An 8,039-nucleotide genomic window follows, 5' to 3' on the forward strand; every position below is an offset into this window, starting at 1 on the left:
TGGCGGCCGCGCCGGGACATCTGCCACCCGGACGGGCCAAGATGGTAGGAGTCGCGCGGGTGCAGCCCGGCGGCGCGAGCGAGGTGGTTGCGGTGAGCGGGTCACAGCCGACGTCCTCGCGGCTCGAAGCAGGGGCCGTCGAGTCGTCGACCGGTGCCCGGCTCGGTGCAGGGGCGGTCGAGTCGCCGACCGGTGCCCGGCTCGGTGCAGGGGCGGTCGAGTCGCCGACCGGTGCCCGGCTCGGTGCAGGGGCGGTCGAGCCGTCGACCGGTGCCCGGCTCGGTGCAGGGGCCGTCGAGCCGTCGACCGATGCCCGGCTCGCCGCGCTGGCCGAGCCGCTGCGGTCGGCGCCCGAGCTGATCGGCGCCTACCAGGGCGGGGTCTACCTGCTCTCCCCGGACGAGGACGTGCTGGAGCTGACGCTGAGCTTCGGGGCGATCCGCCAGTTCACCCGGGGCTGGCAGCACGTGGCGCTGGCCTCGACGATCCCGGTGACGGACGCGGTGCGCACCGGGGCGCGGATCTGGGTGGGCGGCGGGGAGGAGATGGCGCGGCGGTACCCGCGAGTGGCGGTCGGCATGCCGTACGCGTTCTGCCTGGCGGCCGCGCCGCTGGTCGCGGCCGAGCGCGCCTACGGGGCGGTGTTCTTCATCTGGCCGGCCGCGCACCCCGCCGAGCTGTCGCAGCGCGAGCGGCACGGACTGGCCGAGATCGCCCGGCGGCTGACCGAGCTGCTGGCCCGCGCCGATCCGCCGATCCGGCCCGCCCCGCGCCCGGTGCCGGTCAGCCCGCCCGGCGGCGCCGCCGACCCGCTCCTCGCGACGGTGGCGCGGCTGCCGGACGGCGTCTGCTCGCTGGGGCTGGACGGGCGGCTGGCCCTGGTCACCACGCAGGCCGCGCGCCTGCTCGGGCGGCCGGTCGAGCAGCTGCTGGGGGTCAAACCGTGGACGGCGCTGCCGTGGCTGCGCGACCCGATCTACGAGTACCACTACCGGGCCGCCATGATCAGCGGCGAGCCCTCCTCCTTCGTCGCGCTGCGCCCGCCGGACCACTGGCTCTCCTTCCGGCTCTTCCCCGACCCGTACGGGGTCACCGTGCGGGTCGCGGCCGCCGCGGTCACCGACCGCGCGCTGCCGGACGCTCCGCCGATGTCCGACCCGCTGGCCGACCCGATGCCGCACACCCGCCCGGGCGCGCTCTACCACATCCTGCACCTGGCCACCGCGCTGACCGAGGCGGCCAGCGTGCAGGACGTGGTGAGCATGGTCTCCGACCAGATCGTGCCGGGCTTCGGCGGCCAGGCCGTCGCGGTGCTGCTGGCCGAGAGCGGCAAGCTGCGGCTGGTCGGCCACCGCGGCTACCCGCCCGGGCTGGTCGATCAGTTCGACGGCACCCCGCTGACCGAGTCCACCCCCGGGGTGCAGGCCGCGACCGTCCCCGCACCGGCCTTCTTCGAGACCCGGGGCGAGCTGGAGCGGCTCTACGCGGGACGCCCCGAGACGCAGGACGGCATGGCGGCCTGGGCCTACCTGCCGCTGGTCACCTCCGGGCGGCTGATCGGGACCTGCGTGCTGGCCTTCGCCGAGCCGCACCGCTTCGCCCTGGAGGAGCGGGCCGTGCTGACCGCGCTCGGCGGCCTGATCGCCCAGGCGCTGGACCGGGCCCGGCTCTACGACACCAAATCGGGGCTGGCCCGCGGCCTGCAGGACCGCCTGCTGCCGAGCGTGCTGCCCACCATCCCGGGCCTGCGGACCGCCGCCCGCTACCTGCCGGCCACCGAGGGGATGGACATCGGCGGCGACTTCTACGACCTGATCCGGGTCGACCGCGACGCGGTGGCGGTGGTGATCGGGGACGTCCAGGGCCACAACGTCAACGCGGCCGCGCTGATGGGCCAGATCCGCACCGCCGTGCGCGCCTTCGCCACCGCCGACTCCGACCCCAGCACCGTCATGGCCCGCACCAACCGGCTGGTCCTCGACCTGGGCACCAACCTGCTCGCCAGCTGCGCCTACCTGCGGGTGGACCTGCCGCGCCGGCAGGCCTGGCTGGCCGACGCCGGGCACCCGGTGCCGGTGCTGCGCAGCCCCGACGGCCGGGCCCGGCTGCTCGCCCCGCGCAGCGGCGTGGTGCTGAACGTCGACCCGGCCGCCGAGTACCCGCAGACGCTGATCCGGCTGCCGGTCGGCACCACCCTGCTGCTCTACACCGACGGCCTGGTCGAGACCCCGGGCGGCGACCTGGACCAGGCGCTGGCCAGGCTCACCAGCACGCTGGCCCGGCACGGCGGCGAACCCCTGGACCAGCTGGCCGACACGCTGATCGACCAGTCGGGGCAGGCCGAGCACCGCACCGACGACGTGGCGCTGCTGCTGGTCCGCTCGGTGGCCGACTGACCTCGAACGGCAGTCGGGTCAGGACAGTTCGAGACCGGTCACCAGGACGGACAGCGCCCGGCGGTCCGCGCTGTCCAACTTGACCATCAGGCTGGCCACATGCTTCTCCACCGTGCGCGGCGAGATGAAGAGCAGCTTGGCGATCTCCGGGTTCGCCCGCCGCTCGCCGAGCAGCATCAGCACCTCGAACTCACGGGCGGTGACGCCCTTGCCCGCCAGCTGCGGCGGCACGGCCTCGTTGCCGGTGCGGCGCTGCATCACCCGCACCCCCGCCTTGCGCAGCAGGGCGCGGCAGGCACCGGCCAGCGCGGCCACGTCGCTGCCGTGGAAGTACTCCTCGGCGGCCCGCAGCCAGTCCACCGGCGCGCCCCAGCCGTCGGCCAGCGCCGCCTCGGCGACCAGCCGCAGCACCAGATGACGGGCCATCGGGAAGGGTGCGGCAGCGGTGCGCGCCTGGGCCAGCTTCGCCGCGGCCGCGGCCGCCTGTCCGGTGCGGCCCAGCAGGACGGCCTCAGCTGCCAGCACGAACTGCAGGTTCCATCTCAGCTGTGCGGCATGGGCGGCCGAAGTCTCGGCCAGCAGCTCCTCGCCGGCACGGTCGGCCAGCACCTCGAGCAGCACGCCCAGCCCGTAGCGCCCTGACTGGTAGTAGATCGTCGGGTGCGTGCGCTCCCACTCGCGCACCCGCGCCATCTCCGCCTCCGCACCCGGCCGGTCCTCGCCCAGCAACGCGCAGATCGCCCGGTGCCCGAAGACCACCGGCGCGTGGAAGGACTGCTCGCCGCCGCGCCTGCGGAACTCGGCCAGCGTCGCCCGCATCCCCTCGCGGCGGCCCTGGTGCGCCTGCGCCGCGATCTTGATCACCAGGCAGAACTGCGACTCGCCGTCCTGGTGCATGCGGACCGTCGACTCCAGCAGCCGATCGGCCAGTGCCTCGGCCTGGTCGAACTCGCAGTACAGCACCTGCTGCATCGCGATCGTGGCGTCGGCCTGCGCCGCGGCGGTGACCGCGCCCAGGGTGAGCGCCGCCTGGCGGGCCAGCTGGATCTGCTCAGCCTCCCCGGTGCGCATCAACTCGTTGGTGGCCAACCGGATCTGGGCCCGCAGCCGCCAGATCGGCAACCCGTGCGCGTCCGCCGTGCCGAACATGTGGCGCAGGTGCACGTCCGCCTCGTCGAAGCTGTGCCGCCGGGCCAGCAGCGCCAGCACCTGGCGGCCCTGGCAGGCGGTGGCCGGCAGCGGCACCTGCTCGGCGGTCCGCACCGCGCGCAGCGCCAGCTCCTCGGCCCGCGTCGCCCGGTCGTCGCCCTGGCTGCCGGCCAGCGTGAGCAGATGCGCCTCGACCACGTCCAGCGCCGCCAGCTGGCCGGGGACGGCCGAGTCGGTGAGCAGCCGGCGGGCCAGCGCCACCTGCTCCGCAGCCTTCTCCCAGTGACCGCCCACCACGCAGACCCAGGCCAGCCGGGTCAGCAACTCGGCCCGCTGCTGCGGCGAGAGCAGCACCGAGCCGTACAGGTCAGCGCCCCGGCGCAGCGCCCGCTCGACGTCGCCCGCCTCGGTCAGCGCGTAGAGCAGCGACTCCAGCACCTCGGCCCGCCGATCGGGGTGCGAGTCGGCCGGCACCAGCTCCAGCGCCTGGTCCAGCAGCCGCTCCGCCGAGGCCGCCGCGCCCTCGCCGAGCGCCCGGCGCCCGGCCCGGGCGTAGAGCAGCCCGGCGGCCGCCCGGTCGCCGGTGGCCAGCCGCAGCCGAGCGGCCAACTGGCACAGCTCGCCCGGCAGATCGGGGTCGAGCGACTCCACCGCGTTCGCCGCCGCGGCGGCCAGCGCCCGGCGCTGGGCCGGCAGCACCGCGCTGGCCAGCGCCTCGGCGGTCCACGAGTGGCGGAAGGCGCACCAGTCGGGCGCGCTGGACGAGGGCGCGAGCAACTGCGCCTCGGTCCCGGCCCGCACCAGCGCGTGCAACTCGTCCTCGGCGAGGCCGCAGACCTGGCGCAGCGCGTCCAGCGGGAATCGGCGTCCGATGATCGCGGCGGCCTGCAGCGCGGTGTGCCACTCGGTGCCCAGCCGCCGGGCGCGGTCGTTCACGCTGGAGGCCACCGTGGACGGCATGTCGCGCGGCACGCCCTCGACCATCCGCCAGCCCTCACGGGTGCGGGCCAGGGCGCCCGAGTCGATGCCGCCGCGGAGCAGTTCCTCCACGATGAACGGGTTGCCGTCGGCACTCTGGGTGAGCCAGCCGAGCAGGCCCGACGGCAGCTCGGCCGGCTCGACGCCCAGGCAGGCGGCGGCGAGTTCGGCCACCTGATCATCCGTCAGCGCCGCCAGCTCCAGCAGCCGGGCCACCCGGTGGCGGGCGCTCGACCGGGCCAGGCTCAGCGCGGGCGAGGGGGTGGAACGGACCGTGGCCAGCAGCAGCACCGGGAGGTCGGCCAGGTTGTCCACCAGGTACTCGACGATGCTCATCGTCTCGGCGTCGCAGTCCTGCAGATCGCTCAGGCAGATCAGCGCACCGCGCCCGCGGCCGACCACGTTGAGCAGGCGCAGAACCGATTCTGCCAACACCACCGGCGAATCGTCGCTCTCGTACGGGAGGGTGTCGCGCCACTCGGGGATCAGGCGTCCCAGCGCCGGTCGGTAGGGGGCCAACTCGGGATCGTCCGGTACGGCGCCCGAGCGGACGATCGAGAACAGCGCCTCGGTGAGCGGCCGGTAGGGGACCGTCGCGCCGGCCTGGGTGGCCCGGCCGCGCAGTACGGCCATCCCGCCGTCGGCGGCCATCGTGAGGCACTCCTGAACGAGCCGCGACTTGCCGAGGCCCGCGTCGGCGACCATGAAGACCGCCCCGCCGCGGCCGGCTCGTGCTCCGCTGAGCGCGCTGTCGAGGAGGCTGAGCTCCGCTTCCCGCCCGATCACTATCGGTGACGACACCTGCACCCGCGCAACCTACCCCAAACCTCTTGGGGTATGCACGTCCTGAGGTTATTTCAGCGAGAATCCGTTTGAATATCGAACATTCAGTTCCGGTCGCGAGGTTGCGTCAGCCGTTGGCGGTGCCGCCGTCGGCCGGGCAGTTGGTGGTCGTGGTGACGACGCAGGTGGAGGTGGAGTCCGCGTAGGCGGTACCGGCGCTTGCGGCGGTCGCGCCCAGTGCGCCGAGGAGCACCAGGGCGCTCAGGGTGGCGGCGGAGATCGCGGACTTCAGCTGGAACTTCTTCATCGTCATCGCCTGCTCTCTGTCGTATCCGGCTTCGAGAAGAAGCCTGTCAGCGCAGGTGAACGGCCACATGGGTGTGACTCACCCATATCTTCGAGCGGGCACCCATGGGGGATGGGTAGGGGAGTGGGCTCCTCGCCGGGTGGGGCGCGGCATCGGTCAGTCGGCCTCGGTCGGCCACGGCTCGACCGCCAGCACCCCCGGCCGCGGTTCCACCGGCAGGTCCACGGCCAGCAGCGTGTCCAGGTACTCGGCCCGGCTGATCGAGCGGGTGTCGAGCGCCGCCGTGTACTGGTGCGGCACCTGCGTGTCGATGAACGTCGCCCGACCGCGCAGCCGCCGGCTCAGATCGGCGAAGGCCACCAAGGTCGCCTGCGGCAGCCGGCCGAACGCCGAGTCCACGCTGAACACCTGGCCGATCCCGATCCCGAAGAGGCCCGCGATCAACTCCTCGCCCTGCCAGACCTCGATGCTGTGCGCCCAGCCCGCCGCGTGCAGGCTGAGCAGCGAGGCCCGGAACGGCTCGGTGATCCAGCCCGCGTCCGCCCCGGTCCGGCACCCGTCGACCACGCCGGCGAACGCGTGGTCGCAGGTGGCGATCCAGCGTCCCCCGCTCTGCGGCCAGCGTCGCAGCCGCCGGGACAGCTGTCCGGTGCCGACCCTGAGCACCGGGCGGCGGGCCGGGCTCCACCAGGTCAGCGCGTAGGCGTCGGGGTCCTCGACGCCCGGGAACGCGGTGATCCGGCCGTCCGCGACATGACGGGCGTACAACTCCCGCTGTGCGTCGGCGGAGTGCGGTCGCGGGCAGGACGGACGCGGACAGGACGGATGCGGACAGGACGGTTGCGGACAGGACGGGTACGGACAGGATGGGTGCGGCTGATGGCGGGCGAAGGGGAAGGCGCCGTGGCGGTACGCCTCCAGCAGACGGTGCGGCGCGGTGGAGCCGCCGACCGCGATGGGCAGATCCAGCTCGGCTGCCGAGAGGTCGACCCGCTCCCAGGGCATGTCGGCGAAAGCGGTGGTGTGCATGCTTGCCAACCTGCCGCTTCCGCCGCCCGCTGGCATGGGTGAAAGCACCCCATATTCGCGGACTGCGCCGGCTCTCCAGCGGTACTGCGGCAGGTCCCGGGCCGTGCCGCCGCGCCCGGATCCGCCCGGATCCGCCCGGCTCTCGTGCGGCATTCGTCGCGGCATTCGGTCGTGCTGGACCGACGAACATGGGTAGTCGCTACGCATCCGCGCCGATCCGACGCCCCGTTAACTGAAGTGCATGGAGGCCGGTCGCCCGTCAACTGGCGACGGCGCACAGGTCACGATCGAGGAGCGTAGGAAATGCGGACCTCACTGGGGATCGATTCAGTGGCACAGCAGGTCTACCTGGCCATGGTGGCCGAGCCGCGCGCCGATGTGCACAAACTGGCCGAGCGGTTGGACCGGCGTCCCGAGTCCGTGGAAGAGGCGCTGGGCCAGCTCGCCGGGCTCGACCTGATCGCCCCCGGCGACGGGGCCACCGGCTGGCTGCCGGTCGAACCCGAGGTCGGGCTGCCCGCCATGCTGGCCCGCCAGCAGGCCGAACTGGCGCAGCGTCAGCAGCAGTTCGAGGACAGCCGATTGGCGGTCGCGCAACTGCTGGCCACCCATGGCCGCCGCACCCAGGGCCAGGTGCCCGGCGTGGAGTGGGTGTCCGGCGAGGCGGCGCTGTGGCGGCGGGTGGCCGAACTGGCCGAGGACTGCCGGCAGGAGGTGCTCACCCTGGGCCCCACCGAGCGACTGACCGACTCCGTCCTGGAGGCCGCCCGGGCGCTGGACGAGACCGTGCTGCGGCGCGGCGTGCGCTCCCGCGCCGTCCTGCTGGAGAGCACCCGCAACGACAACTCCGCGATGCCCTACCTGCGGTGGAAGACGGACACGCTCGGTGGTGTGCGCACGCTGCCCTCGCTGCCGGTCTGGATGATCCTGATCGACCGGCAGCACCTGGTGGTGCCGGTCAGCACCTTCCGCTCCGTGCTGGGCGGTCTGGTCTGCACCGCCGAGTCGATGGTCAACGCCTTCGCCGCCCTGTTCGCCACCCACTGGCGCGAGGCCATCGCGCTCACCGAGGCCCGCCCCCGCACCGGCGGCCACCTCTCCCTCCAGGAGCAGCACATCCTTCGGCTCTGGGCCCAGGGCCTCACCGACGCCTCCGCCGCCCGCCAGATGGACGTCTCGCTGCGCACCGTCCGCCGGCTCTCCGATCGCCTCACCGACCGCTTCGGCGCCCACAGCCGCTTCCAGCTGGGCGCGATGGCGATCGCGGAGGGGAGCATCCGGGCCGAGGACATGATCTAGGGCCAATACCGGTGACTTTGGTGGGTTCTGGTCGTTGGGTGGGGTATGCCAAGGCCGGGTCAGTTGAAGTCGTCGGGGGTTGATCGGTTCTCGGATCG

General features: G+C 73.7%; 5 protein-coding genes. 2 read left to right on the forward strand and 3 right to left on the reverse strand.

What is annotated here, in order from left to right; all coding sequences use genetic code 11:
- The first annotated feature begins 92 nt into the window (after positions 1-92).
- Positions 93-2,396 carry a SpoIIE family protein phosphatase gene (locus P3T41_RS34920; RefSeq protein WP_280694680.1) on the forward strand — a complete coding sequence of 768 codons (2,304 nt, stop codon included), beginning with the start codon at positions 93-95 and terminating at the stop codon, positions 2,394-2,396.
- Positions 2,397-2,414: 18 nt separating this feature from the next.
- On the opposite strand, the gene P3T41_RS34925 is transcribed toward P3T41_RS34920, so the two are convergent.
- From P3T41_RS34925 to P3T41_RS34935, 3 genes are all read right to left on the reverse strand, one after another.
- Positions 2,415-5,324, reverse strand: coding sequence for a LuxR family transcriptional regulator (locus tag P3T41_RS34925; protein WP_280694681.1), 2,910 nt, complete (start codon positions 5,322-5,324; stop codon positions 2,415-2,417).
- Positions 5,325-5,433: 109 nt separating this feature from the next.
- Positions 5,434-5,619 carry a hypothetical protein gene (locus P3T41_RS34930; protein WP_280694682.1) on the reverse strand — a complete coding sequence of 62 codons (186 nt, stop codon included), beginning with the start codon at positions 5,617-5,619 and terminating at the stop codon, positions 5,434-5,436.
- Between the two features lie 150 nt (positions 5,620-5,769).
- Complete coding sequence (locus P3T41_RS34935) at positions 5,770-6,642, reverse strand: hypothetical protein (RefSeq protein ID WP_280694683.1); 873 nt, start codon at positions 6,640-6,642, stop codon at positions 5,770-5,772.
- A gap of 303 nt (positions 6,643-6,945) precedes the next feature.
- Between P3T41_RS34935 and P3T41_RS34940 the strand changes: the two genes are divergently transcribed.
- Positions 6,946-7,941, forward strand: a complete 996-nt coding sequence (locus tag P3T41_RS34940) for a helix-turn-helix domain-containing protein (RefSeq protein ID WP_280694684.1) — start codon at positions 6,946-6,948, stop codon at positions 7,939-7,941.
- The last annotated feature ends 98 nt before the right edge of the window (positions 7,942-8,039 follow it).

It is taken from the genome of Kitasatospora sp. GAS204B, assembly GCF_029892155.1.
Lineage (GTDB): Bacteria > Actinomycetota > Actinomycetes > Streptomycetales > Streptomycetaceae > Kitasatospora.

Excerpts from the sequence above, each read along its gene's own strand:
- P3T41_RS34930 (WP_280694682.1), bottom strand. The coding sequence starts at position 5,619 with ATGACGATGAAGAAGTTCCAGCTGAAGTCCGCGATCTCCGCCGCCACC.
- P3T41_RS34935 (WP_280694683.1), bottom strand. The coding sequence starts at position 6,642 with ATGCACACCACCGCTTTCGCCGACATGCCCTGGGAGCGGGTCGACCTC.
- P3T41_RS34940 (WP_280694684.1), top strand. The coding sequence starts at position 6,946 with ATGCGGACCTCACTGGGGATCGATTCAGTGGCACAGCAGGTCTACCTG.